This is a genomic window from Pyrodictium delaneyi (assembly GCF_001412615.1).
In the GTDB taxonomy this organism is placed as follows: Archaea; Thermoproteota; Thermoprotei_A; order Sulfolobales; family Pyrodictiaceae; genus Pyrodictium; species Pyrodictium delaneyi.
This window is the reverse complement of sequence record NZ_CP013011.1, coordinates 1,701,614-1,724,227: the sequence shown is the minus strand read 5'-3', so window position 1 is coordinate 1,724,227 and position 22,614 is coordinate 1,701,614. Positions and strand designations below refer to the sequence as shown.

The following is a 22,614-nucleotide window of genomic DNA, read 5'->3' as shown; positions in this document are numbered from 1 at the left end:
AGAGGGTTCAGGAGAGTAGTCTAGCTCGTTATCAAAAAACGCCAAAGATCTCCTTGAGGACAGAAGCTCAATCTGAAGGTCTACGTGATCGTACAGGGACTATCTTCTTGGAGAAAAGCTTCCTCATACGCCTATCATCTATCAGGGGTGCACCTCCATTAACTGTTATGGATTGACGTGCTGGCGGGTTCTCTATATAGTACCGTAGACGACCTTGCAGTCTTTCTTCGAAGCTTGGCACTAGAGGGTTATGGTAGAATACGCCAACTGGTATACTGGCACCCCACTCCTGTGCTTTTGCTATTGCTTTCATCTTTTTCTCATACTCCTCTGAGGGATCGCGGACTATCGGATCCCAGTTCGACTCGTCATCTAGCCTGTATATTGCCTTACGATAAAACTGAACTGTATATACATCATTGTATGTAACGCAAGGCTGAAGCACATCTATGAATGACGCCCCTTTATGCATTATAGCTTGCTTTATTATCTCCTTCAAGTGTTTTACGTCGAGCGCAAAGGCTCTAGCTACGAAGGTATAACCGCTAGCTATTGCTAGCACTAGCGGGTTCAGCATATCCTGTATATTGGGTTTCAGCAAGCTCTTTGTGCGCATGTCACGCGGTAGTGTTGGAGATGCTTGCCCCTTCGTTAGCCCATAGACTTGATTGTTATGCATTATTACTGTCAAGTCAATATTACGTCTTCCAAGAGCTACGAAATGTCCAGCACCTATGCCTAATAGGTCGCCGTCACCACCTTCAACTATTACGGTGAGACTTGGGTTAGCAAGCTTTATCCCGGTGGCAAACGGTATGGCTCTGCCGTGAAGTGTATGCACACCGCTAACACGGATATAGTGCGGTGTCTTACCAGAGCAACCTATGCCAGACACTACTACAGTCTTGACTGGGTCTAAGCCTAGCTCCGCAATTGCTTGAGTGAGCGCTGTCAGTATACCGTAGTTACCGCAACCAGGACACCAGTCTACCCATAGATCTGTGCGATAGTATTCAGGTTTATGCGCCATAGTTTAACACCACTTTATCCCTTCCGTCAAGAATGCGAGAAACAGCAGTGGCTAATTCATGCATGTATATCGGCCGCCCAGTGAATTTCACTATCTCTTTTCTAATCATCTTCCCGGTATGCATCGCTATTAGCTTCGATATCTGTGCCTCGTAGCTATGCTCGACCGCAATAATGTTCTCGAGCCCAATTTTGTCTATGAGTTCGCTTACACGCCTACGCGGAAACGGACTCATATAATGGATATGCAGGTAGCCTACCCTTATGCCCTTTTTCTCTAACATCTCTACAACATCTATCGCTACTCCCTTGACGCTACCCCAGCCCACGAGGAGTATCTCCGGGTCATCACTTCCGTATAACTGGGCTCGCTGCTCCTCGGGGATCTCTCTATCGGCAAGCTCTATCTTCTTCATGCGTTTCGTATACATCTCTATACGCAGGACCGGATCCTCCGTTATATGCCCATACTCGTCATGCTCGTTACCAGTATACCACATCACTGCATGTCCTAGCGGAGCCCTCCGCGAGACGGGTCCGTCCAGGCTGAAGCGTTTGTACTCGAACGGGTTCTCTACATGTGAGATCATTTTTCCTCGATCTATTGTCATGTCGTGTGTACTCGGTACCGGTATTGTCACTACGCTATTAGCTAGGAACTTGTCTAGTAGATGTATAACTGGCAGCTGGTATCGTTCTGCTAGGTTGAAAGCCTCTACCGCGTCATGAAACGCTTCCAGATGATCCCCAGACGCTACTACTATTCGAGGAAACTCGCCATGACCGGAGAAAACTGCGGCAAATAGATCGCTCTGGCCTCCCCGAGTAGGTAACCCTGTGGAGGGGCCGCCACGTTGATAATACGTTATTACTACCGGCACCTCGTTTATCCCAGCCCATGAGAGGCCCTCAACCATTAAGTCGAAGCCTGGCCCGCTTGTTGCTGTAGCTGCTCTAGCACCAGCTAACGATGCACCTATGGCTGTCGTTATTGCTGCTATTTCGTCCTCAGTCTGGAGCACTACAATTGAAGCCAGTTGCTCGCCATCCACTACTAGCCTCTCGTAATTCTCTAGAAAGAAGCTTTCATCTTGTGCCGGAGTTATTGGGTAATAGGATTGGAACCTAACTCCTCCGACGATCTTCCCCATAGCTACTACATCGTTACCACTCACTATCATATACTCGGTATACGGCAGCCGGCTTTCCTCGAGAGCTAGGGGTGCACCATAGAGCTTTCTAACTATCTCCGCTACCCTCATTGCTATGTATACGTTTGGCTCGACTAGCTTCTCCTTTCCTGCAAACTTGTAGGAGAACCCAACGTGTATCGACTCTGCATCTAAACCTATCAGTCCAGCAATAGCACCAACAACTATAGAGCTAGTGTAACGGACAAGTTTTGCAGGAGGAACCCCGTACTTCTCACGCAGCTCGGAGACAATTTCTCTATAGTTGAGCCCTAGGGTCTTCACACCCTTCGACTCGAGGTAATTTACTAGCTCCTTTATTATCGGTTCTACCCCCTCCCGACTTAGCTCCTCTTCTATACGCTCACGTAGATGCCTTCCCATGCTAACTATTTTGCCTACATGAATGTCTTCCCCGCCAATATCGTATATGAGGAAACCCCCAGCCGCTAAGTCGTTATAGTGAGTGAACACGGTCTCAGGGTCTATCGCGGCTAAGACTTCTACAGGGTATGTGAGACTCCGTGGAATCTCGTAAGAAGAGACGCGAATTAGTACATAGCTATGTCTGCCGATTATGTTTGAATGGTATTCGCGACCAGAGAGGACTCCGTACCCATTGTGGGCCAGGGCTGTAGTCAATACCTGTAGTATTGTTTCAAGTCCTGCACCTTGGGGACCCCCAATGACCATTTTTAGTTCTCTTAAAGACAAATCTCTCTACACCTTAGCTTATATCACATAAATGACTAAAAGACTCTGCTATACTATGTTAGGACGATACCTTTAGAGGTTAAACTAGTTTACGCGGGTTAAACAATACTCTACACTCGCGCACTACTTTCTAAACCACTAGGAAGGCCTTGACTCAATTTCCTCCAAGCAAAACAATTACTTGGTTTAGCATGCCTACGTCTTTTAAACCAAGAATCATTATCACCAGAATAGGTGCCTCCGGGGGGAGCTGCTCTGCAACAACACGTCAAGCGCATGAAGCTGTACACTAGGTCTGGGGACGACGGGTATACAACATGCCTAGCAGCTAAAAGTCGTGTTCCTAAGACTCACCCATGCATAGAGTTTGTTGGCGCCCTTGACGAAGCTGAGGCTGCACTAGGGCTGGCCCAGAGTCTGTTAGAAACGCTTACTTCCCGAAAAAACGAGGCCGTAGATGAGTACTCCAGGATCCTTGAATACATGCAGCTACTGCTCTTCCGTACGGGTTTCACTGTAAATGGGAAAGTATGCATAAGCGAAGATGATGTAAAGCAACTCGAAGAAATTATAGACAATTTATCAAAGTTCATCGAACCATTCTTTACACTCAACGGTGGTCATCCAGCGGCTGCCGCTACATCTTATGCTAGAGCTGTTATACGTAGGGCGGAGCGCTCCCTATGGCGATGTATAGAAGCTCTGGATAAAGAACCACAAAGAGAGCACAGGCTAGCAGCTCGCATCCTTAATCGTTTGAGTGACCTCGCATATGCGCTCCAGCATGCTATAAACAGTAGCCTTGACATACCTATAAAGCGAGTTGACTGTGACAAGGAAGACTTGAAATAGTTGCCAGAGAAACAGCGAAAAGACTGTCAGTAGGGGACAGACTAGTCGTGAGAACTCCCATATCCACCCCTAATGCACAACTGTAGCCAGTGAGGAACGATGGGCGGCCAGATCCCGAGGTTTCCAACAAACATCCTCGGGGATGAGGATACATTGTAGCGCCGAGGCACTTCCCATATATCTCGGGGGTGCTTTGTGTCACTAAGACTGGCGGCTTATAGGAGAAGTCTTCCTAATACCGACAACGACGCTGACATCCTTATTGTAATAGGCTCGCCGCCAGAAGCACGAGATATAGTAAGACTTGAGAAGCTAGGGCGTCGTGTCTATACTCTACCAGGTAGAGGTGACGACCATTACGTTGCACGGCTATTCTCTAGCCATTCCATAAACATCGAAGGCCATATTATATACCATGGCTCCGGACTCTATATAGCTGGCATAGGTGGTAGAGAACCATTAGCTAACATTAAATCCATAAATCGTGAAGTTAGTGAGCTAAGCCCCAACAAGCTAATTCTTGTGAGCGAGTATCCACCACATGGTATATTTGATTACTCACAGATAGGTGTTCGGCACGGTCTCTTTGAGGTAAGAGACGCTATAGAATCGTGGAAGCCGAGTCTAGTAATTATGGGTACTTGTTCTGATCCAGGAGTAGCTAGAGTCGATAATGTACTATACGTGTGCGTCCCCCTTCCTGCATGTGTTGCTAGTGTAACATATAGTGGCGATAAGTTCTACGCAGAGGTATCTTGTAACACGACTCGGATCAGGGAGCCAATATAGGCGAGGACAGGGGTGTATAACAATGGCTAGTCTAAGCGCTGGAGAGTTGTTTAGGTTAGCTCTAATGGAGAGTAGTGAAGAAGCACGAGAGAAACTAGCCGAGCGTCTTGTTGAGGACATTGAACATGGGCTCGAATCTATAGCTAGGCGTGTCGGTGGAGAAGCCAAACCAGATACCGTTATTGTTATGACTGCTCTAGAACCCGTAGTAGCTGCTGTAGCCTATGCCTGGCAGGAAGGGAGGCGTGTTCGTGTCATAACATCTAGTGAGCCTCTCCCTGGATGGAGACCACTTAACAAGATTATTACTATCCTTGAAGAGAAGGGATTCATCGAAGTCTACCGTATGCCTCTAAAGGCTTCCTCCAAGCCTACAGCACGCGACATCGTTAGACGTGTTGCACGCCTTGCCAAGGGTATTTCAGCGAAAATAGTTGACGTTACTGACGCGCCGCCATACGCTGTTGCTGGACTCTATGCAGGCGGTGTGAGGTCATTAACAGTACTCGTACATCTTGGTTATGTTGCCGTGTTCCAGAGATTTGGTTTTTCCTAGAGAGCTTCCAGAACAAGACCAGGCGTCATTAACAGTGCTTGAAGTACGCACGCTATACCTACGCGTTTTAGTGTACCTGGGTCACTGTCGACTAGGTATGCATAAATGGTCTTGTTCAGAACGCCTGCTATCGTTGCTACAACTGCAAGACGGGCAACATCGATTTGTGCTAGGCTGCCAAGCGAAAATAGAACAAGTATCGTAGCACTGCTTGAAACAAATCCACCTGCTATGACGACAACTGCAAGACTCGCTAGACCACTATGCTGGACTAGATACGAGACGAAGGTTATGATAAGATACAACGCGGTACTCTTTGCTGCTGTGCTGAAACGTAACGGATTTTCTATGCGTACAGTGGTTATGGGAGCACCTCCACGAAGCGAGCGAGTCCATGAGAATAAAGCTGGCATTATGGATAGAACCATAGCCATCAAGATCGGTGCAAGGTCACTAAGCTGAAGTGGTTTTGAGCTAACGAAGTAGGCGGCTGCTACTGCTATGACAACGTTACGCAGTATCATAGCCGAATTAGTGAGCACTGTTATATCAAAGGCGAGGACTCTTCGCAGCTCGGCAGGAACAAGTGCAAGAAGGGCCATTAATGTAGCCTCACTGTTAGCTAATCCACCGAATAGGGCTGCATAGGCTAGACCCTCCCCGCCCTTGAGCCTAGCCATAATGTAGCCTATGTAGGATGTCGCCAATACAAGTGCGAAGAATAAGTACAAGCTCCGGAGACTGACTCCATAGAACTCGTATTCTGCTTCGAGAAAGAATGGTCCTATGACTACTAGTATTACGCCAAGCTCTAGTGCCCATAAAAGTTCCTCGTACCGTATCTTGCCGACCATTCTTTCAGCAGGCAGTTTTATGGCCAATATGAAAGTGGTTAATACAGCAATGCTTGCAGCCAACAACACTTCTCCGAGACCAGCCAGGAGTCCTATAACGAAGTCCATTAACAAGACGACTATAGTAGTTATACCAGCCATTCTCGCGACAAGAAGCCGATAAGCGGAGAATAATGTTACTACCAAACCGAATACTGCAAGAAGAGTAGATACATGCATACTATCTATGAGGTTACGGTTCCACATTATGCCGATGACCGCTGCATATACGGCTACAAGGCTAAATGTTCGGAGCCCCGGAAACTCTTTGACTACAAATTCTTCTATACCTATTCGTTTCTGTTTCCTTCTTGCAAGCGCTGCCCTAGCTTTTTCACGTTCAATTCCTATAAGCATACCGGAGAGCAAAGCAACAATAATTCTACCAAGCAGTCCCACTTCAAATCCTGAGATGACTGCCTCAGACGCCATCAGTCAGCCCACCGTAATATGGACATCTCCTTTATCATCCTTACCATGTACCGGGAACCTGGATCACGATTTCTACAATAAACGAAATACCTACTGAAAAGTTAAATTTATGATGCCTAAATGATAACATCATCATTTTATATCTTAATTACAATATGGTATACCATCTATTTGCTGCAACTTTCACTTTACTGCCACGAGAGTTACCCGGCCTGGAAGTATAATCTCGTATTCAGAGAGGATGCATAGCAGAGAGTACAATCACAGATTGCGTAACATTTTACTAATACATACAATTCTTGTAACTTGACTTCTTTAGACTATCTTTCTACGTACCCTAATCTCTATGATCGGTACAAGCCTTCTGCCACGCTGTATACTGTCTATGCTTACTCCTACCAGTTCTACTCCGTCCTGAAGTCTATTGACTAACGCATTGTATACATCAACAGCTTTGCTTACATTAGGACCCTGGCCACGTATAGTAACTTCATCGTACCCCTCATTGAATAGAAGTATCGTTGCTAGAACATAATCGGTGACCGACTTCTTACCAACAATAACGACATTCTCCTCGGCCGCCATGACAGTCTACACCTCCCTTCCACGCCACTGCAAGCTATTCATCAAGACTCTTTAAACTACTCGCTTCGTTCCCCGATAAGCACAGAAAATACACTAAATCATGGCACTAAGCGTCACATTTTACTAGCTTCATTAACTATGTCTACGACATAACTATTTAATAGTCTAGCTAAGTTTATTAATAATTTCATCAAAACATCCTCTAGCTCTATCAGCGACTTCAGCAATACCCTCCGTCAACGCATCAAAGCTACAGAGTACTGGCGGAAGAGCTGCTGGATCAACCATCATCGCCTTCTTACAGTACTTCAGTAATAGGTCTCTGCCCCGTGCTTCTCCGAAGACTGCACCACTACTACACGTCTTATAGAAGAGAAGCCTATTTCCAATACTACGGTATATAGTATTCATACTACGCAGCTTTTTCACATCAATTCTTTTCTTCATGGAAGCTTTTACTTCGAAAGTAGCAGTATCAGCGTAATGGTCCACAAGCATCTGAAGGTAAGCCGCTTCCCTTACGGGCGCACGTAGTATAAGCCTCCTCGCTACTTCATCATGATCTATTATCGCTACATTACTATTTTCCTTAATGTTTGCCAGAAGACTTGCAATAGACGCTTCTAGCTTTACATGCATTATCAACGTTATGAATACATAGTAGCGCACCATGCCAGCTATAGCCTCCTCACGTCTTTACAGCCGCGAACAAAGCTTACTCAGCCGGGGATAACATCTTCATCCCTCCTACACTTTATGGCCGTGAGGAGGGTAAGCCGAACGCTCTTCATCATCCAATGATGTTAACACATTACATAGTTATATCGCATAAGCTTCACCGTACCTGGCTGCTCTGCAACACGGACCCTCATCATTGGACGCTTGTTGATTTTCAGTAACTCGTGGCGGTCTTCATCGCAGCCGGTACTCTCAAGTATGCTTCATTATCTGGGCGTGTCTAATACTATACGGCAAAAGGTAAGATGTTGCTAAGAGTTTTCATGCTAAAAGTCAGATCTAGAACATCTTATCGACTATTAACGGTGGTGACAAAAACTATAGTATACGTTAGAATATGGGATTGTTCATTTGTATCTTCTGTATCAGCGTTGCAGCATTAAGCACTAAGTATGGCACAATTTCACGTGGGACGTACTGGTATTTTGGCGGTTGTCCTTCATAATAGCCAGTTAGCGGAACTACCTTTAACTCGTAAATCTCATTAAACGGTATCTGCTTTACCACTTGGTCCGGTTTTTCTATCACATCACCTAGCCTAACGATAGCATGTATTAGGCTTCCTGTTTCATTCTTTACTAGTAACATGTACAAGCTATCCTTGATTGGCGGATCAAATGAGGATGAGAATTCTTCTGAGCGTACTATCTCTGCAGCATCCTCTACTAGTGCCCAGCGTTGCTCGCCAGTATCCACGTCTATGAAGTTGAACACTCTGTATAGCGAGGATGCTTTACGCATGTCGCGAAGCTTAGCCTCTATAAGGTTTAGTGGAAGTCCTAGCGCTTCTGCTAGTTCTTCAGCTGTGAATGCCATACCCTTAAGAGTCTCGGCTATGAGTTCATCTACATCGCTTATCCACGGACGTTCAGGTAGTTCCTTGGATACTATGCGCGCATAGATGCTCGTACGGCCATGGTTTACCTTCAGTTTTACTCTTCCCTTGCGTAGACCTTCTAGTAAAGCCCAGGCTGACTCCGGGTCAAAGTACTCCTGGAGAGTTTGCCGGATTGCTTCCTGGTAGACTAAGGTGTCGCTCTTACGCAGTTTTCTTGTTATGCCAAATACTAGCTGTATGTTGTGAGCTACTTCTACAAAGAATGGCGACCTACTAGCTGCTTCCCATGCTTTTTCCATGAATTCTTCTCTATCCATGCTGGTTAGGAATTCGAAGGGGTCAAAGTCTAGTGAGTTCGCAGGGAGGCTGAAACCATAGTGTGATATCCTTGTATATACGTCAGAATTGTTGCGATATGCCTCAAGCATTACAATGTAAGCCAAAGTTCTTAGAACCTTCTCTGGTGCTAGTGTTATGAATGCTATCTCGTCAGACAGCCTTTCAATGATTATGTTACCTCTGTTCGGTGCTGGATAGCCGTATTTCTTAATCTCGCCTATGAGCTTCTTGAGAGCTTTACGCGCATCGTCTGCTAGTACGAGACCCTCCGGGAGATCTAGCGAGCCCTGGTGAACTTCGTATATGACTTGTTCTAGCTCGGAAAGGACTAGCCTCGATGCTATTGGGCCTTGTCCTTTCCAGAAGGGTACTGCTGTTGTTTCGCTCTGTGTCTCGGTCACCACGACTTTGTTAGTATGTTCATCGATGTTTATTACCTGCCAGTTTTTACCGGCTAGTCTTATCACATGGCCTATTCGTAGCATGCGTATAACATATTCTGAATCTAGCTCACCTATAGTCTTCCCGTCAGCAGTCTTCACCACATATGTCTTCTTTTCACCCATAGTTGTGAAGAACTCTGAGAAGTTATGCACCCACCAGCTGAAGCGACTATCGCCAGCATCAAACCTCCATATGCGATAGAACTGGGCTCCACCGGAGAGTTTGCCTTCTTCATTGATCTTTATCATCTTATTGTCTAGCAAATATTTTACGAGTTCATCAAATTCTTCGCGAGTGAGTCCGCGGAAATAATAGACGTTGCTAAGAACTTCATAGGCGTCGTCTACTGTGTACATCCCTGACAATGCCATACCTATAACTGCTCTCGCAGCCATGTCCAGCGGCTTTAATGGGAGTTCAGGGACCTCAACTTTACCCTTAATCGCTAGCCTAGCCTCTGCTATAGCTTCGAGTAGTTCTAGCTCATCTGTAGCTATTATTATCCCATTTATCCTTCCACCTATAGTATGCCCGCTCCTTCCAAGCCTCTGTATGAGAGAAGCGACTTTTCCTGCAGGACGGAACAGTATTACACGTTTAACCGAGCCTATATCAATGCCGAGTTCTAATGTCTTCGTAGCAATTATCATCTTTAGTTTTCCTTCCTTAGCCATGCGCTCTATGCGTCGCCTTTCCTCGCCAAATACCGAAGCATGATGCACGACTACGCCTTCAATACCCATCTTCTCTATCTCACTGTGTAGTCTCTCAGCTACATGTTTCGAGTTGACAAAGACCAGCGTCAAGGGCTCCATGTATTTTAGTAGTTTCTGTGCAGCTTGTTTCCAGAACTCAGTACTAGGTGCGTCAACATAATCTACTACTATTTCTAGCTCTTTCCTCTTCTCAACTGTGACTATAGATAATGGGCGCTTTGAGCTGCCAATGAAAGTTCTACCAGTTAGACTTGGCTCGCCTACTGTGGCTGAGATCATTATCAGCTGGAAGTCTCCTGCTAGTTTTCGGAACCTCTCTAGCAGTATTGCTAATTGGACTCCACGCTTTGTCGAAATGATCTCGTGAACCTCGTCTACTATAACCCAGCGTAGGTTACGGTAGAAGTTACGGAATTTAGACGCCCAGTCCAGGTCTATCTCAAGACTCTCTGGAGTAGTTACTAGAATATGCGGTGCTCTCCGTAGCCTTCTTGCTCGTTCAGAGTGCGGTACATCGCCGTGCTTCCTGGCTACTATAAATCCTAGCTGCGAAGCCCACCAGTTTATCCTTTCATATATGTCGTTGATGAGCGCTCTCAGCGGTGTTATATACAGTACTGTGACCGGCTCTACGTCCTCCTGAAGCATCATAGAGAGAACCGGTAGAAGGGCAGCCTCAGTCTTTCCGTAGCCGGTAGGAGCTACTATGACTACGTTATGACCCTCTAGTATAGGCTTTATTGCTTTTTCTTGTATCTCAGTTAGCGTCTCCCAACCCTTCTGGCGTATAAGCTCACGTACCTTCTCGTGGAGCAGTTCTAGCGAACTGCTGATACCTGTCGTCTTGAGCGTCATTTCCATCAACCTCTCCTATCTCACCATCTACAACTCTACCATGTAGACCTCTCTCACGGTGGCATTTCTGGCCTCGTGTGTACACTAATTCACCACTTGAGCCCGGAGAGTGAACCCTAGCAGACAACCGGGAAACGCAATAGGGTTTAATATAATTGTGGCACAGTCATCCATGACGGTAGTAGTGTTATGAAGGTGAAGCGCTATACATGCATAGTATGCGGCCGGGTATTCCCCCAGGGCCAGGGAATAGTATTGAAGAGGGCTGGTATAGAACTAGTATTTCATAGCAAATCATGTCTCACAAAGTTCTTCAAACTATTTATTGAACGTATCGATGAAGGAGAGTTCAAGAAGGCTGCACGTGAAGCTATAAAAGAGTTTGAGGAGCTAAGGAAGGCAAAACAAGCAGTAAAACGAATATGACAGTAAATATGAATACGTTAGTATATCGCTAACCTGTTAGTTTTGACAGTATGGCGTCTAGCCGTATCTCCTTTACCATAGTTATTGCTTTTTGCCTAGCATCTTCCACGTCTTTGGCTGTCACGTTAAGGTATATTGATGTACCTTTTATCCGGAACCGATAGCGCTTTTCTCCGAGAAGTTCGTATTCTTCGACAAGCTCAAGCTCTATTTCGTTCAAGATTAGTGCACCCCGCTGGGAACACTCCTAGCTTAAGCGGCTATAGAGCCTCGTTTTTATAGCGAAGTCACTGGTCCCCCTTCCATGGCTAGTTAGTAGCGAGGCTGAGAATTATGTCGGAGAATCTTGAGAAAGCTATACTAGAGATTCTCTCTAAGAGCAAAAATGGATTAACATTTGATGAAATATATAACGCGTTATTGGAGCATGATAGCAATGTTAAGAAGGAGACCATACGTGAGACATTAGCGGGGCTGGTTAGAAGAGGTATAATTATACGGGAGCCCGACTATGAGAGAAAGAAGATGGTTTTTAGGATTGCAAAGAAGTGTTGACGTACAGGAGCTAAGTAGAGAGATTGAATCAATTCTATCATTAGTTGATGATATTTCTCGTCAACTTCTTTACTTCAAGACGAGTCTATTCAATGGAAGCCTTGAGGATACATTATCTAGTCTAGCCAAGCATTTAGATAATATAGGCCGTATTGGAATTACAGACGCGTATATCTACGCGGAAAAGGCGAGGCTTCTTTTAAGATATGTCAGAGCGTATAGAATGAGGGCTGAACAGTTACACACGTTAAGGAGGCTTAGCGATGTAAGAGACGATGTGGCTTCACATATAGCAGACATTAGAGCTTTCGTGAACAGACTAAAGATATACTTTATTGGTTAGTCTTTAGTTACATGTATGACTTCTTTAAGAGCCTCCCGTAGCGCTTTGTACGTCTCCCTAACATCTTGTGATATGACTTTTACTCCTGCTATTACTGGCATGAAGTTAGTGTCACCATTCCATCGCGGCACTACATGGATATGTACGTGCTTGTCTATACCGGCACCTGCAACACGACCAATATTGATGCCTATGTTGAAACCATGCGGCTTTAACACTTTTCGTATTACAATCATTGACAGCTTTACTAACTCCATCATCTCTGTTAGCTCATCAATAGTTAGATCAGCTATATCAGCTATATGCCTATAAGGAACCACCATTACATGACCAGTATTATAAGGGTATAGATTCATGATTATGTAGCTATAGCGACCCTTGTATAACACTAATGACTCGTCCTCAGGCTTCTTAGGAGCTATACAGAATATACATTCTTGTGGCTCTTTCTCAACTGTAGACTTTATATATGTATACCGCCAAGGTGCATAAAGCACGTCCATCTGGTGTGCCATTCTACCGTCCCTCCCTCTAGCTACATCTTCCTGCCTAAACTATGAGTTTTCTAGCCTACCATTGGAATACTGAGGCCTAGTACACTGAGCAGCAGACCATCTCCTAGAATTAATGTTAATATGTATGCTACGGTAAAGAGCGGTATACCAGGCACCCCATATGTAGCCCATACTTTGTCATTAGGCTTGACGCAGCCTCTTTGCATGGCTAGGCTAACTTCCTTCGCTATATCTGGCGGATCCATATATATGTTGAACCTTACGCTATATTTACCACATAGGTTTAGAGGATACCACCATCCAGGGTTTTGAGAGAGTTTTCTCGCTCTAATTGGACGCGCTATGAATGCATATATTAGCCTATACTTAGCGGGCAGTCGCGCCAAGTCGCGCCTATGAGCTGTGATATTTACAAGCATATTAGTAACCATAAGGATCATCGTCAACAAAACATAGTAAATAATCACCATCAGCAAGGGGGGCATAATGATACATTGTCCTTCAGCGAGTGGTGATGCAACTGTTATCAAGGCTAGTACCGCGACATCGCCCCATCCAAAGTAACCTAGCCAAGCTATTACAGCTATCATACCAAGAAGCACTATATCCACTACAATGTAAAACCACAATGGCAAGATAGTGTTGAAACCTATGACCCTGTATTCTGCGATTCTGAGAAGGACTACGATAGCCAGAGAAGCATATACTAGCTTATCCGGGAGCTCTCGCGTCTTTACATCGTATATCGAAAGAGCCGTGAGGACTAATATTGCTACTATCTCCGCGTACAATGTTGAAAAGCCCTCGTAGGCCTTTCACCGTTTGGCCTGGTGAGCATCGTGCACCCAGATATAGATAAGCTTTTAGAGGCAATTAGTATTGATAAGCCAGTGGTGTTAACCAGGAAGGGTAATATAATAAAAATACCATACGAGACTAGAAACATCGACATATTTAAGCAAATTATAGCAGATAACTTGTTTCGCGTAAGAATAGGCAACAATAATTTAGAATTACTCCTCTTTGTAGATGAATCCAGCATAAGTAAGCGCTATTATGTTTGCATAGGCTCTAAGGTAAATGTATCTACAAAGTGGGCAACTGTAAATGATGTACTTAGCGGACTAAGACTTAGAGTAAAAGTACCAGCAATAATAATTGATGATTGCATGATTGAGCTTGAATGGAGTAAGTCACGTTTCGTACTAACTCCTGCGTCTGTCAGGTCTTGCAGACGTTGTCAACGTGTCGTCCTATAGTGCTTTACAAATATTTTCAAAATACTTGTGTTAGTTTACCTAATGATCGGATTAGTCCTCGGGGTCAGCTATACCGTAGTCTGTTATCATGAATACTGCTTCACCTTCCGGCAGGTGCGGTGCATCTACTATTCTCGCTATCCTCTTGTTTCCACGACTCTTCCTTAGTTGTACGCGCACACCCGGAGCATGATACAAGACATGCCCACCTACTGCCTGGGTTGGGTCACCATAGAACACATCAGGCTTCGCCATTACCTGGTTAGTTATTATTACTGCAACATCATATATCTCCGCTAGCCTTGAGAGCTGGTGTAGATGCCTATTTAGCTTCTGCTGCCGTGCTGCGAGGTTTTCCCTTCCCGGGTATTCCGCACGGAAATGTCCAGTAACAGAGTCTACTATGACTAGCTTGATGTTTTCTTTCGGAACTATGTTGAACAGCTCGTCCACTATGGCCATTTGATGGTCACTGTTTATAGCCCTTATATAGAGTATATTACTCATTACCTCATCTGGGTCAAGTCCCCATCTCTTTGACATAGCCTCAATACGTTCCCAGCGGAAAGTCCCCTCTGTGTCTATGTAAACTGCTTTGGCTACCTTATCTGGCGTACTTAGCCCACCCTTCTCAACCGGTAGTTGCACATTTACAGCTACCTGGTGGCAAATCTGCGTCTTACCACTACCAAACTCGCCGAAGAACTCCGTTATGGTTTTAGTTTCTATACCTCCACCTAATAGATCGTCAAGGTTACGGCTCCCTGTAGTTATCTTGCGTGTTTGCATGCGTTCCTTTTTGACCTCGAGCGCTGTTTTGAAGCGAATATCGAGAGCTTCTCGTGCCGCCTTTATGATGCGCTGTGCTGTGGTTATTGGTATCCCTGCTGCTGCGCTTAGCTCTTGTGGCGTGGCTACTGCTATTGCTTCTAGTGTCGCGTAGCCTGCTTCTATTAGCTTGTTAGCTGTTGCAGGACCCACTCCCGGGAGATCTGTTATCGACCTTACTTCTCCTTTAGACATACCCTTCTATCCCGGGAGATGGGCGGGCCAGTAACACCCTTATATAGGGCTCTTTACCTAACCGAAACTATTCCATAGCTCATTAGGGATGGGCGTCTATATTATCTTTTTTACCAACCATGGAGCCTAGGCTACCCTTGGGTATACACCTCAAATACTTTACAACGACGGTGCACGGCTATGCGTATACTACTGATACACGCCAAAGAGTTCTCCTTCAAAGCTAAAAGCAAGGCTATAGCTGACGCAGAGTCGGTAGACCTTACACCTTCTGAGGCGTCCGTAGAAAATGCCCTTGTAGTGTTTACTACAGTAGAGGATGTTGACACCCAGAACCTTAGAGAAGTTGTCGAGAACGCTGTAAAGGATATAATCGATGTAGCAGAGAAGGTAAAGGCCTATACAATAGTCATTTATCCTTATGCACACCTCTCTAAACGATTGGCGCCACCTAAAGTTGCTAAAGAAGCACTATCTCTCCTCGAGGAGGAGCTAAAGAAACGTGCCGAAGGCAAATATAAGGTCGTAAGAGCCCCATTTGGGTGGTACAAGGAATTTAAGATACACTGCTATGGTCACCCTCTATCAGAACTCTCAAGGGCTTATGCACCAAAAGCTTCCTCAAAACCACAAATAGAGAAGAAGTATTTCGTACTAACGCCTAATGGCGAAGTCTACAAGCCCGAAGAATATTTATCAAAAGCAGATGAGGAGTTTAGAATACTAATAGAGAAAGAGGCCCTCGGCAAGGAAATTGGCGAGGTAGAGAATCCAGTCAATGCTCTCTGTGCAAAGTTCGGGTTTGAATGGGAACCCTTCTCAGACTACGGCCACATGAGGTATGAGCCTCATGCCACACTAATGGTTGACGCTGTCTCTGAATACGCGTGGAAGCTTGCACGAGACCTAGGCATACCAGTGCTCCGTATACGCGGCACAAACATGTTCGACTTATCAGCCAAACCTGTATACGAGCACGCTGAACTCTTCGGGGACCGTCTATACGAGCTATGGACTGATAGGAAGCACCTAGTAATGCGCTATGCTGCTTGTCATCAACAGTTTGCAATATTGCGTGACTACGTGTTAAGTTATAAAGATCTACCACTTGGCATGTTCGAGATCGCGGATAGTTACCGTCTAGAGCAAAGCGGTGAGGTAACCCTCTGTTTCCGGCTAAGAAGGTTCTATATGCCCGACCTACACATACTAACACGTGATATAGAGGAAGCTGTAAATGTCAGTAGAAAACTGCAAGAAGTTATACACCGAGAAGCTACAAGGCTTGGCCAAAAATACTACGCTGTATACAATGTGACTGAGGACTTCTGGCAAGAGAAGCGCGATCTACTCCTGGAGTTAATAAAACGTGACGGAAAACCAGCCATAGTGACGGTCTACCCTGCAGGCATATACTACTGGGTAGTTAACGTAGAATACCACATAATAGATGTTGCCGGCAGGCCTCGAGAGATAGCTACTTTCCAATTCGATGTAGGTAATGCTAAACGCTTCGGAATAAAGTACATCGACGAAAACAATGTTGAACGCTACCCTGTAATTATACATACGGCACTGATAGGCTCCATAGAGAGATATATCTACATGGTGCTAGACTCAGCAGTAAAGATGGAACGACAAGGCAAGAAACCGTATATACCTACATGGATGGCACCAATACAAGTCCGACTCATACCTGTCGATCCCAAGTCAGAGAAGCAGATGCAACTAGTAGAGAAAACTGCATCCCTACTTGAGGAGAATCTGATAAGAGTCGACATAGATGATAGAGATATAAGCTTAGGCAAGCGCATACGCGATGCTGCACGAGAGTGGATACCTTACATAGGAGTTGTCGGCGACAGAGAAGTTGAAACAGGTACAATAAACGTCACCATCAGAAGGTCCAATGACCGTATAGCCGTAAAGCCAGAAGAACTAGTAGCAATGGTTCTGGAAGAGATAAGGGACTATCCACGCCTCCAGCCTACACTACCCAGATACGTATCGAAGCGTCCAAGCTTTGTCTATCTAGAGAAGCCCTCTACACCGAAACAAGACAGAGCTAAGCACTAATGCCGAGCCACCCTAATACATGTTTGTTTCTTTATCCCTATTCGCTATGCTTTAAATAATGTTCGATACACGTAACACTTCAGCACGTTACTAGCAGTTTTGGCAACCATGCTTCATTTCCACCACTATTCAGAGCCAGAAGGCGCTATAATGCGGTGTCAGTACGCTGAAGGCCGCACATGCTAGTTTTCGCAACTGGGGTTCACTCTTCATCCACCGCCAGTTACGTAATAGCTTAAGCCTCTATAACTAATATACTGTAGTCGCTGTGTTCCTTCAGTGGCAGATGTCTAGTTAGAGTCATAAGTAATTGCAAGATCTTATGCTCAGGGGAAGGGCGTATAGGCTATGTGCGGCATAGTTGGTATTGTAGCAGACCCGGATATTATAGGCAATGTTGCACCAATACTTGTTCAGGGTCTTAAACGCTTAGAGTATAGGGGTTACGATAGTGCTGGCTTTGCTCTAATAGAGTGTAGCTCTAACAAGCTTTTGATATTCAAGGATAAAGGCCGTATCGACAAAGTTGTTGAAGAATATAGTGTTCACAAGTACTGTGCTGTATGCGGCATCGCTCATACACGTTGGGCTACCCACGGCGAGCCTAATACTGTTAATGCGCATCCCCATGTAGATTGTAGGAACGAAATAGCTGTAGTACACAATGGCATAATAAAGAATTTTGCAGAATTACGCCAGTTGTTAGAAGAACGAGGTCATAAATTTAAGAGCGAAACTGATACTGAAGTTATAGCTCATTTGCTAGAAGAATATCTGGAAAATGGAGACTCCATGTGGGAGGCCTTTAAAAAGCTTGTCAAGGTCATAGAAGGTGCGTACGCAATAGCCGTAGTCTATGCTTATGAACCTAATCGCATCTACTTTGCAAGAAAAGTGAGCCCTCTTGTAATTGGGCTCGGTGAAGGTTTCAACATGATTGCAAGCGATATTCCATCAATGCTTCAATATACTAAGCGTTTTGTAGCCCTAAACGATGGCGAGTACGGGTATATAGAACCATATAGGCTCTATCTCGAGAAAAGCGGTACTCCTGTCGAATGGCATCACCGTGTCATGACAGTAACTTGGAGTATAGAAGATGCTGAAAAAGGCGGTTATCCTCACTACATGCTTAAAGAGATAATGGAGCAGCCACGTGTACTGTATGAAACGTACACAGGGCTTATGTCTAGCCGTGAACTTGAAAAAGCTGCAGAGATCCTCGCTAGCGCCGACCACATATTTGTAACAGGTGCTGGAACTAGCTATCACGCCGGCCTCGTATTTGCATACTTCATGGCACGTATAGCTAGAAGACCAGTAATCACTTTCATATCAAGTGAGTATCTCGCCTATAGAAGCTTAGACCATAGCAATTCGGCGCTTGTAGCTATAAGTCAAAGCGGCGAAACTATCGATACTCTTCAAGCTGTAAGATCATTCAAGTCTAGCGGCGGGAGGGTTGTGGCTGTATCAAATGTTGTCGGAAGCACTATTCCACGCGAATCGGACACCACCGTCTATACTAGGGCTGGCCCCGAGATCGGTGTAGCAGCCACCAAGACGTTCCTTACACAGGTATTAGCACTCACAAGTATAGCGCTAGCTCTAGCTGTCCATACAGGCTCTCTTACCAAGGCGGAATACACGGAAGCAATGAGGGAGCTCAGGAATGCAAGCCATGCAGCCTCCTCCGGAATAGATCGTAGTATAAGACTTGTAGAACTACTCGCTTCAAGTTTACGTAGTAAAAACAACATATACGTGCTCGGAAGAGGACTAGGCGTTCCATTAGCCTATGAAGCGGCCTTAAAGATCAAAGAGGTTAGCTACATACACGCTGAAGCTTATCCCGCCGGAGAGAGTAAACACGGTCCAATAGCACTTGTAGAGGAAGAATTTCCCGTCATATTTGTAGGCGTCCCGCCAGAAGACGAGCTCCTAGAAAAACTCCAAAGCAACGTAATGGAGATGAAGGCACGTGGAGCTTCAACCATAGTAATAGGTACCTCTAGTTATAGAGAGCTTGAAGGAGTAGACTTCTACATTGATGTCGGAAACTATAGTGAGATACTTGCGCCTTACGCCGTAGTTCCGCCGTTCCAGCTACTCGCCTACAAGCTCGCCGTAATGCTCAACAGAGATCCCGACAAACCACGCAATCTAGCTAAGACAGTAACAGTCGAATAGAGGCACTAATATTGTAAAGTAGTAGCTGCTAATTAGTTGCCGAACACTCTATAGCCGTGAGGAGAGGCGCAGGCCTCATGATAGGCGTTGTTCTTGCTGGCGGATCACCTAAGTTATTAAGACTCGTCTTGGGAGATGCTACCTCTCGCTCATTACTAAAATTCCCTAAGGGAACACTACTGGAAACTCATGTTAAATCTATGCTTAAACATTTTGATAGAGTTATTGTAGTTTCAGATGATCCTCGTGTAGGTAGCGTCTGCAGCACCTTACCTGGATGCATGTTTGTTGAACAACGTTCACCTGGTATTGAGGGAGCCATATGTGATAGTTTTTCAGCAATTAGTGCAAGTGGTGAAAAAATCGTAACAATACTTTATGGTGATATATATGCTCCATCAAACATGATAGATTCACATATGAACATTGTTGCAAGATACTATGAACCCGTAATGACTGTTACTCGGCCTGTCATGCTTAGAGGATCATTCTTACAAGTTGACATAGACCCTATAGAGATGTCTATAATAGGCATGGGCAGAGGGCAACTAGTATTTGCAGGCTTAATGACTGTTAATGTCAACGAATTAAGAAGCCTTATATGTCAACAAGATATGTCACTACATGATGCGCTTACACACATCGCTAAGAGACAACGCATACATGCAAATATGTGGCTCGGAGAATGGGTCGATCTAGACACACCATGGGATTATTTACTCGCAGTTAGGCTGGCTCTATCTAGTCTGAAAGGCGTTTATGTAAGCGACCATGCTACGATTAAAGACACAGCTATTATAGAGCCTCCCGTTTTCATAGACGATGACGCCTTCATAGACCATTACGCAGTGCTAAAAGGACCAGTCTTCATTGCCCGCGGTGCTCGCATAGGCGCTCACTCATTTCTAAGGAATAATGTAGCTGTATATGAGGGAGCTTTGGTTGGAGCCTACTCAGAAGTTAAAAGGAGTATAATTTATGACAGGGCACGAATAGGTTCACATAGTTATATTGCCGATAGTGTCGTTGGTAAAGAAGCCCACGTAGCACCTTATACTGTGACAGAAAACGTACCATATACTGGTGTTGCAGGAGAAATAGTAGTTACATCAACTCATCCTCTCGAGGGTCTAAAGGTAGGAGCTATCATAGCCGCAAACAGTAGAACCACACCTCATAGCGTACTTAAGCCTGCATCGATTCACAGATAACGAATGATAAGATGATGGTAATAGAATCCCATAGTAGGGGCTCAGCGCTTTGGCCCATCTTCATACACGTCTTGGCTGTGTCAGACACCCGGCCCTTCATAAACATATATCAAGGAATATAGGGGCCGGGATCTCCTATAGTAGACACACCTTCATAGCCCCTAGTGTTTTCTGGGAGACAAAATGCGTCTAAAAAGCCTCCCACCAACTACCCTACAACATCAATGGGGGTATACGTGGAGGAGCAGCGAAGAGAGCGAAGCAAATTCCTCGGAAGACATTTAATGGTCAAAGGCGAATTTGTTAAGGACATACTATCTGGCAAAAAGAGGACGACTATTAGGCTTGGTAGGGTGCGTGTAAAATATAACGAGTTAATTGTTCATGGCGGTGGGAGGCCTGTTGCGAAGGTACGTGTAACTAATGTTGTATACAAGCGAGTTTCCGAACTCACCGAGGAGGATGCAAAAAAAGATGGGTTTAAGAATAAAGATGAACTCCTAGAGGCTCTTAGACGTATGTATGGCGACTTCAACGAAGACGACTACGTAACTATTATAGAGTTTGAAGTCGTTCAAGATCTCTCGTCGCTTGAGCCCCAGGATCCATACCTGGGTTTAGAACCTGCCGATATTGCGAGACTTGGACTACGCTATTTGTCAGACACACTCTCCGAGGAGGAGAAGAAAATACTGCGTGACTTGACTACGACAAATAGTATACGCTCTACCGCAGTGAGACTCTATGGTAGTATAGAGCGTAGATGGCGTGTTAGACGAGTACTTAGACGTGTTCTCAATGAGCTTGTGAGAAGAGGATTGATAAGAGCTAGAGAAAACCCGTCCTCAAGCGGTAAGAATAGGGGTAGAGGACGTCCAAAGCACTGGGAGAGGAGAAGGAAGAGATAGAAAGAGGGGTTATCCGTGACCAAGTGGTTGTTGAAGTGTACTTCATGTGGTAATAAATGGGAGCTTGAAGTAAGTTTTGATTTGACGAAACTCTCTAGTGGAAAGCTTTATCATTACTGTAGATTTTGTAAAAGGAATACATTCCATGAAATTATTGAGAGAATAGAAGAGGAGTAGATACAAGGGAGATAACCAATACTTACAGCTATGATGTTGTGATGAGAAAGGGGTTCTGACCCATTAGACTAGGGGATGGTGATACCTGTCTCAGCTGAACTCTATATCACTTAATCACTTAGAGAAGGCTGGGGTCAGAAAGGAGAATGTTCTTCATTGCGAACGCTCTTGAGACCGTCGTTTCATCATCCTCTTCTTTTTACGAGTCTACCTCTTACGCAACTCCAATTATTTGGTACAACTTCTATTACTGGTACAAAGGTCACGATAAGTTTCAAGTATTTGGCGGGGAGTACTCGTCCCTATTACGTCTGCACCTAGTGAGAGCAGTATTGCTGCTTGTAGTCCGGTTCTTATACCTCCAGCTGCCTTGATTTTTATAATATCTCTCTTTCCGATCTTTCTGAGCGTACTGTCTATTATCACTATGTCGTCCGGCAAAGTGTGTCGGGGGCCGAACCCTGTGCTAGTCTTGATAAAGTCTGGCTCATACTCAGCTACGAGCCTTGTTACCTCTTTTATCTGGCTTTGAGTTAAAGCGGGGGTCTCTATTATTATCTTGCAAGTAACTTCTGCTTCTCTGCATATTGTTGTCACTGCACGTATCTCATTAGCATACTCATCCTTTCTGCCAAGCAGATAGAGCTGGGTATTAGTTACATAGTCTATCTCTCTTGCTCCTAGAGCTATTACATCCTCTAATTCTTTTATCTTGGCTTCTATGCTATGATATCCGAAAGGGAACCCTACGACTACGCCTAGGCACTTGCCCGTAATTCCATGTGCCTCTCTTAGGAGTTGTGGACTTAGTATTAGGCATCTAAGGTTAAGTTCCTCAAGATCGTTAATCGCTTGTTCTAGCTCTTTTCTAGCCAACCATGGCTTTAGTATGGCGTGGTCTATCCGCGAAGCTAACTCGCTACTACTAATACTGCATAGTTTCTCGTGCAACATTATCATT

22 protein-coding genes are annotated in these 22,614 nt (G+C 45.0%); 11 read left to right on the top strand and 11 right to left on the bottom strand.

The annotated features are described in order from the left end of the window. Positions 1-67: 67 nt before the first annotated feature. Together Pyrde_RS08670 and Pyrde_RS08665 are read right to left on the bottom strand one after the other, a co-directional pair. Positions 68-1,030, bottom strand: a complete 963-nt coding sequence (locus Pyrde_RS08670) for a 2-oxoacid:ferredoxin oxidoreductase subunit beta (RefSeq protein WP_055409963.1) — start codon at positions 1,028-1,030, stop codon at positions 68-70. After that, positions 1,020-2,933 carry a 2-oxoacid:ferredoxin oxidoreductase subunit alpha gene (locus tag Pyrde_RS08665; protein ID WP_231656726.1) on the bottom strand — a complete coding sequence of 638 codons (1,914 nt, stop codon included), beginning with the start codon at positions 2,931-2,933 and terminating at the stop codon, positions 1,020-1,022. Before Pyrde_RS08665 ends, Pyrde_RS08670 begins: the two co-directional genes overlap by 11 nt. A gap of 276 nt (positions 2,934-3,209) precedes the next feature. Here Pyrde_RS08665 and Pyrde_RS08660 point away from each other — a divergent pair, with 276 nt between their 5' ends. The 3 genes from Pyrde_RS08660 to Pyrde_RS08650 all read left to right on the top strand — a co-directional run bounded on the left by Pyrde_RS08660 (position 3,210) and on the right by Pyrde_RS08650 (position 5,130). Continuing rightward, positions 3,210-3,785: an ATP:cob(I)alamin adenosyltransferase gene (locus Pyrde_RS08660; RefSeq protein ID WP_055409960.1), complete on the top strand. Its 576-nt coding sequence runs from the start codon at positions 3,210-3,212 to the stop codon at positions 3,783-3,785. A 195-nt stretch (positions 3,786-3,980) separates the two neighbouring features. After that, positions 3,981-4,574: a metallophosphoesterase family protein gene (locus tag Pyrde_RS08655; RefSeq protein ID WP_055409958.1), complete on the top strand. Its 594-nt coding sequence runs from the start codon at positions 3,981-3,983 to the stop codon at positions 4,572-4,574. 22 nt (positions 4,575-4,596) lie between these two features. Beyond that, positions 4,597-5,130, top strand: coding sequence for a hypothetical protein (locus Pyrde_RS08650; RefSeq protein WP_055409956.1), 534 nt, complete (start codon positions 4,597-4,599; stop codon positions 5,128-5,130). Here Pyrde_RS08650 and Pyrde_RS08645 read toward each other — a convergent pair. The 4 genes from Pyrde_RS08645 to Pyrde_RS08630 all read right to left on the bottom strand — a co-directional run bounded on the left by Pyrde_RS08645 (position 5,127) and on the right by Pyrde_RS08630 (position 10,970). Next, positions 5,127-6,455 (bottom strand): MgtC/SapB family protein, encoded by a 1,329-nt coding sequence (locus tag Pyrde_RS08645; protein ID WP_082419588.1) that lies wholly within the window; start codon positions 6,453-6,455, stop codon positions 5,127-5,129. The two genes, Pyrde_RS08650 and Pyrde_RS08645, sit on opposite strands and share 4 nt — an antisense overlap. A 315-nt stretch (positions 6,456-6,770) precedes the next feature. Continuing rightward, positions 6,771-7,040 (bottom strand): DNA-binding protein, encoded by a 270-nt coding sequence (locus Pyrde_RS08640; protein ID WP_055409952.1) that lies wholly within the window; start codon positions 7,038-7,040, stop codon positions 6,771-6,773. A gap of 165 nt (positions 7,041-7,205) precedes the next feature. Further along, positions 7,206-7,712 (bottom strand): hypothetical protein, encoded by a 507-nt coding sequence (locus tag Pyrde_RS08635; RefSeq protein WP_055409950.1) that lies wholly within the window; start codon positions 7,710-7,712, stop codon positions 7,206-7,208. 396 nt (positions 7,713-8,108) lie between these two features. After that, complete coding sequence (locus tag Pyrde_RS08630) at positions 8,109-10,970, bottom strand: DEAD/DEAH box helicase (protein WP_055409948.1); 2,862 nt, start codon at positions 10,968-10,970, stop codon at positions 8,109-8,111. A gap of 189 nt (positions 10,971-11,159) precedes the next feature. Here Pyrde_RS08630 and Pyrde_RS08625 point away from each other — a divergent pair, with 189 nt between their 5' ends. After that, complete coding sequence (locus Pyrde_RS08625) at positions 11,160-11,396, top strand: hypothetical protein (RefSeq protein WP_055409946.1); 237 nt, start codon at positions 11,160-11,162, stop codon at positions 11,394-11,396. A 28-nt stretch (positions 11,397-11,424) separates the two neighbouring features. On the opposite strand, the gene Pyrde_RS08620 is transcribed toward Pyrde_RS08625, so the two are convergent. Next, the gene (locus Pyrde_RS08620) at positions 11,425-11,616 is read right to left on the bottom strand and encodes a hypothetical protein (RefSeq protein WP_055409944.1); all 192 of its coding nucleotides are present in this window, start codon (positions 11,614-11,616) and stop codon (positions 11,425-11,427) included. 113 nt (positions 11,617-11,729) lie between these two features. Here Pyrde_RS08620 and Pyrde_RS08615 point away from each other — a divergent pair, with 113 nt between their 5' ends. Both Pyrde_RS08615 and Pyrde_RS08610 read left to right on the top strand, forming a co-directional pair. After that, positions 11,730-11,951 (top strand): transcriptional repressor, encoded by a 222-nt coding sequence (locus Pyrde_RS08615; RefSeq protein WP_055409942.1) that lies wholly within the window; start codon positions 11,730-11,732, stop codon positions 11,949-11,951. Further along, entirely contained in the window at positions 11,908-12,294 is a 387-nt protein-coding gene (locus tag Pyrde_RS08610; protein ID WP_143522132.1) for a hypothetical protein, read from the top strand. Before Pyrde_RS08615 ends, Pyrde_RS08610 begins: the two co-directional genes overlap by 44 nt. Here Pyrde_RS08610 and Pyrde_RS08605 read toward each other — a convergent pair. Further along, positions 12,291-12,797, bottom strand: a complete 507-nt coding sequence (locus Pyrde_RS08605; RefSeq protein WP_055410921.1) for an HIT family protein — start codon at positions 12,795-12,797, stop codon at positions 12,291-12,293. The genes Pyrde_RS08610 and Pyrde_RS08605 overlap by 4 nt on opposite strands. Before the next feature lie 62 nt (positions 12,798-12,859). Beyond that, the gene (locus Pyrde_RS08600; RefSeq protein ID WP_055409937.1) at positions 12,860-13,600 is read right to left on the bottom strand and encodes an A24 family peptidase; all 741 of its coding nucleotides are present in this window, start codon (positions 13,598-13,600) and stop codon (positions 12,860-12,862) included. A 48-nt stretch (positions 13,601-13,648) separates the two neighbouring features. Between Pyrde_RS08600 and Pyrde_RS08595 the strand changes: the two genes are divergently transcribed. Beyond that, positions 13,649-14,068, top strand: coding sequence for a hypothetical protein (locus Pyrde_RS08595; RefSeq protein ID WP_143522133.1), 420 nt, complete (start codon positions 13,649-13,651; stop codon positions 14,066-14,068). A 51-nt stretch (positions 14,069-14,119) separates the two neighbouring features. Here Pyrde_RS08595 and radA read toward each other — a convergent pair whose 3' ends face one another. Further along, positions 14,120-15,091, bottom strand: a complete 972-nt coding sequence (radA, locus tag Pyrde_RS08590; RefSeq protein ID WP_055409934.1) for a DNA repair and recombination protein RadA — start codon at positions 15,089-15,091, stop codon at positions 14,120-14,122. A 180-nt stretch (positions 15,092-15,271) separates the two neighbouring features. Here radA and Pyrde_RS08585 point away from each other — a divergent pair, with 180 nt between their 5' ends. The 4 genes from Pyrde_RS08585 (at position 15,272) to Pyrde_RS08570 (ending at position 21,476) form a co-directional block, all read left to right on the top strand. Next, positions 15,272-17,167, top strand: coding sequence for a threonine--tRNA ligase (locus tag Pyrde_RS08585; RefSeq protein ID WP_055409932.1), 1,896 nt, complete (start codon positions 15,272-15,274; stop codon positions 17,165-17,167). Between the two features lie 348 nt (positions 17,168-17,515). Beyond that, on the top strand, positions 17,516-19,357 hold the full coding sequence (glmS, locus tag Pyrde_RS08580; protein WP_055409930.1) for a glutamine--fructose-6-phosphate transaminase (isomerizing): 1,842 nt from the start codon (positions 17,516-17,518) through the stop codon (positions 19,355-19,357). Positions 19,358-19,434: 77 nt separating this feature from the next. Beyond that, positions 19,435-20,568 (top strand): NTP transferase domain-containing protein, encoded by a 1,134-nt coding sequence (locus tag Pyrde_RS08575; RefSeq protein ID WP_143522134.1) that lies wholly within the window; start codon positions 19,435-19,437, stop codon positions 20,566-20,568. Positions 20,569-20,804: 236 nt separating this feature from the next. Further along, positions 20,805-21,476 carry an ASCH domain-containing protein gene (locus Pyrde_RS08570; protein ID WP_307772127.1) on the top strand — a complete coding sequence of 224 codons (672 nt, stop codon included), beginning with the start codon at positions 20,805-20,807 and terminating at the stop codon, positions 21,474-21,476. Between the two features lie 405 nt (positions 21,477-21,881). Here Pyrde_RS08570 and deoC read toward each other — a convergent pair whose 3' ends face one another. Then, positions 21,882-22,607: a deoxyribose-phosphate aldolase gene (deoC, locus tag Pyrde_RS08565; RefSeq protein ID WP_231656724.1), complete on the bottom strand. Its 726-nt coding sequence runs from the start codon at positions 22,605-22,607 to the stop codon at positions 21,882-21,884. Between the last annotated feature and the right edge of the window lie 7 nt (positions 22,608-22,614).

Excerpts from the sequence above, each read along its gene's own strand:
- glmS (WP_055409930.1), top strand. The coding sequence starts at position 17,516 with ATGTGCGGCATAGTTGGTATTGTAGCAGACCCGGATATTATAGGCAAT.
- Pyrde_RS08630 (WP_055409948.1), bottom strand. The coding sequence starts at position 10,970 with ATGACGCTCAAGACGACAGGTATCAGCAGTTCGCTAGAACTGCTCCAC.
- Pyrde_RS08610 (WP_143522132.1), top strand. The coding sequence starts at position 11,908 with ATGAGAGAAAGAAGATGGTTTTTAGGATTGCAAAGAAGTGTTGACGTA.
- Pyrde_RS08660 (WP_055409960.1), top strand. The coding sequence starts at position 3,210 with ATGAAGCTGTACACTAGGTCTGGGGACGACGGGTATACAACATGCCTA.
- Pyrde_RS08640 (WP_055409952.1), bottom strand. The coding sequence starts at position 7,040 with ATGGCGGCCGAGGAGAATGTCGTTATTGTTGGTAAGAAGTCGGTCACC.
- Pyrde_RS08645 (WP_082419588.1), bottom strand. The coding sequence starts at position 6,455 with ATGGCGTCTGAGGCAGTCATCTCAGGATTTGAAGTGGGACTGCTTGGT.
- Pyrde_RS08615 (WP_055409942.1), top strand. The coding sequence starts at position 11,730 with ATGTCGGAGAATCTTGAGAAAGCTATACTAGAGATTCTCTCTAAGAGC.
- Pyrde_RS08635 (WP_055409950.1), bottom strand. The coding sequence starts at position 7,712 with ATGGTGCGCTACTATGTATTCATAACGTTGATAATGCATGTAAAGCTA.
- Pyrde_RS08650 (WP_055409956.1), top strand. The coding sequence starts at position 4,597 with ATGGCTAGTCTAAGCGCTGGAGAGTTGTTTAGGTTAGCTCTAATGGAG.
- Pyrde_RS08575 (WP_143522134.1), top strand. The coding sequence starts at position 19,435 with ATGATAGGCGTTGTTCTTGCTGGCGGATCACCTAAGTTATTAAGACTC.
- deoC (WP_231656724.1), bottom strand. The coding sequence starts at position 22,607 with ATGTTGCACGAGAAACTATGCAGTATTAGTAGTAGCGAGTTAGCTTCG.
- Pyrde_RS08585 (WP_055409932.1), top strand. The coding sequence starts at position 15,272 with ATGCGTATACTACTGATACACGCCAAAGAGTTCTCCTTCAAAGCTAAA.
- Pyrde_RS08605 (WP_055410921.1), bottom strand. The coding sequence starts at position 12,797 with ATGGACGTGCTTTATGCACCTTGGCGGTATACATATATAAAGTCTACA.
- Pyrde_RS08670 (WP_055409963.1), bottom strand. The coding sequence starts at position 1,030 with ATGGCGCATAAACCTGAATACTATCGCACAGATCTATGGGTAGACTGG.
- Pyrde_RS08625 (WP_055409946.1), top strand. The coding sequence starts at position 11,160 with ATGAAGGTGAAGCGCTATACATGCATAGTATGCGGCCGGGTATTCCCC.
- radA (WP_055409934.1), bottom strand. The coding sequence starts at position 15,091 with ATGTCTAAAGGAGAAGTAAGGTCGATAACAGATCTCCCGGGAGTGGGT.